Origin of the sequence: Synechococcus sp. R55.7, from assembly GCF_047461955.1 — a bacterium.
In the GTDB taxonomy this organism is placed as follows: domain Bacteria; phylum Cyanobacteriota; class Cyanobacteriia; order Thermostichales; family Thermostichaceae; genus Thermostichus.
On record NZ_JANSIC010000308.1, the window covers coordinates 1 to 2,090 of the forward strand.

General features: G+C 58.3%; 3 protein-coding genes. 1 reads left to right on the forward strand and 2 read right to left on the reverse strand.

Annotation, left to right across the window (positions count from 1 at the left end; genetic code table 11):
* Positions 1-20: 20 nt before the first annotated feature.
* On the reverse strand, positions 21-416 hold the full coding sequence (locus NW820_RS12015; protein ID WP_414407603.1) for a DUF4346 domain-containing protein: 396 nt from the start codon (positions 414-416) through the stop codon (positions 21-23).
* A 197-nt stretch (positions 417-613) separates the two neighbouring features.
* On the reverse strand, positions 614-1,246 hold the full coding sequence (locus tag NW820_RS12020; protein ID WP_414407604.1) for a DUF4384 domain-containing protein: 633 nt from the start codon (positions 1,244-1,246) through the stop codon (positions 614-616).
* A 237-nt stretch (positions 1,247-1,483) separates the two neighbouring features.
* On the opposite strand from NW820_RS12020, the gene NW820_RS12025 reads away from it, so the two are divergent.
* A complete protein-coding gene (locus NW820_RS12025) occupies positions 1,484-1,954 on the forward strand; it encodes a tetratricopeptide repeat protein (RefSeq protein WP_238376725.1) in 471 nt (156 codons plus the stop codon).
* Positions 1,955-2,090: the final 136 nt, after the last annotated feature.

Consider the following 2,090-nt stretch of genomic DNA (forward strand, 5'->3'; position numbering starts at 1 on the left):
GTGAGCTTTCTGGGAAGGGATCAGTCTTGGATGTACTCCTCGCCAGAGATCAGGGCAGCTTCGGCTTTTTGAAACTCCCTTCCCAAGTAGGCCGCATGGCTGAGCTGGGAGACCACTCTCTCCTGCTCCTTTTCAAAGATCTGTACACACAGTTCTTTGGCCGTGCGCCCAACGTACACCCGTTCAGGGGATCGGTTGACGGAGCCCTTGGCTGGGATCACAGCTCCTGTCTCCGGATCGGTGGCCAGCCCCCGCTCATTGATGACGGTGCTGTAGTACTTGGCGCAAATGAGGTTCTGCTCCCGATCCAAGTAGATGACGAAATAGCCCGCCGGATCCAGATCCAGGGGGCGGCGGGAGAGATGGTCGTCAATACTGCGAATCTGCTCGCTCAGGGGATTGGAGGAAGGGGACATAGAACGGCCGACCAAAACCGCACAGGAGGAACGTAGCCGGGACTACTTTTGGCTGCTCTCATTGTGGCAGATGAACCCAATCTTTGGGCAGCCTTTGGGGTGGTTGACTTCCTTCCCAGCTTGAACGGTGGGGCTGGTCATATACCCGATGAAGGGGATCCTGTGCGGGCCATCCACCTGAGGTCTCAGAGCTTGGATTAGCGCGGGGCAACCCGATAGAATCGGGTGGCCGTCACCCACTGGTCGGAAGGGATCCCCTCGACAATGATGGCGCGGGCAATGGCATTGCCCAGTTGGGATCCCCGCACCCGCACATCGGCAAAGGATCCACTCTGCTCGAAAGAGGCGATCTCCTGGAAGTTCAGCGGACGGGGGGATGCCACCGCCAACACCTGGGCTTGACCGAAAGGCGGAGCGATGGTCAACCGGTAGCTGGCCCCCGGCGGTGGGAAGGTGCGCACTTCTCCGGCCCGCAGAAACTCGTTGCCACCGGAAAAGCGGTTGGGCAAAATCAGGTGAGTACGGCCATCGGCTTGGATGCTGAACAAGTAGACGTAGGCATCGCGGTTGGTGCTCAGGGTAATAGAAATCGGCTCGCCAGGCCGGTAGATGGGGTTAGACCCGCGCCGATCCAGCTCCAGATTCACCCGCAGGTCGGAAGGAACGGGGTTGACAATGATGGAGCGGGTGCCAACATCCAACTGACGAGTATCGGCCAGTTGCAGCCTTTGTAAAGGAGGGTAGATGCCTAGGGTTTGCGGAAAAACAGCGGTGGTCGGAGCCACAGACAGCCCCAAAGCCAGCGGTAGGAAAAGCAGTTTGGCATTCATGGTTCACACCCAATCAATGGCTATGTTCATCCTAGGAAGGGGCGCAGGTTATGCGGGTCAGGCTTTGCGCAATCTCCAATCTCTTGCCGCGGCAGTTTCTCCTGCTGCAGATGGCACCCCCAAGAGGGAAAAGACGGTAAACCAGCGGGGGCACGGCTCTGTTCTCGGTACCTGGGATGGGAATTGGGAGCCACCGGTTTGGCAAGGGTTAATCTACAGGTAAGGGATCCCTTCCTCATGCCAGCTTCCCAGTCAACCCCCAACTTGCTCATGGCTCACGACAGCTACCAAGAAGGCATCGCAGCGGTACAAGCGGGCGATTTCCAGGCTGCCATCCAAGCGTTTCGCCAGGCGGTTGCTGCCGATCCAACCCATACCGAAGCTCGTTACAAGCTGGCCTGGGTACTGGGCATGAGCGGCTATCTGGATCCGGCCCTGACAGAGCTGGAAGCCGTTTTGGCGGCAGATCCCAACCATGTGGCAGCCCATTACAATCGAGGGGCCCTCCTCTTGCAAAAGGCCCAACTGGAAGCCGATGAGGACGGACAAATCGATCTGGCCGTTCTGCAACAGGCGGAAGCAGCCTTTCAAGCGGTGATGCGCTTGGATCCCACCGACCAACGGGCCTTTGCCTTCCTCAATTTGGTCAAGCGGGCCATTCGCAACCATCAGGCGTCCACTCAGGTCTCCGGCGGCAGTGGCGGGTAAATCTGTGGGGGTTGTGGTCGGCAGCGATTGCACAGCCAGAAACCCATTGCGTAACATAAGTAAAGCCTGGGGATCCCGGCAATTTGGAGAGGTGTCCGAGCGGTTTAAGGAAGCAGTCTTGAAAACTGCCGTGGTT

Bases quoted from the DNA above. Each gene is read 5' to 3' on its own strand.
- NW820_RS12020 (WP_414407604.1), bottom strand. From the start codon at position 1,246: ATGAATGCCAAACTGCTTTTCCTACCGCTGGCTTTGGGGCTGTCTGTG.
- NW820_RS12015 (WP_414407603.1), bottom strand. From the start codon at position 416: ATGTCCCCTTCCTCCAATCCCCTGAGCGAGCAGATTCGCAGTATTGAC.
- NW820_RS12025 (WP_238376725.1), top strand. From the start codon at position 1,484: ATGCCAGCTTCCCAGTCAACCCCCAACTTGCTCATGGCTCACGACAGC.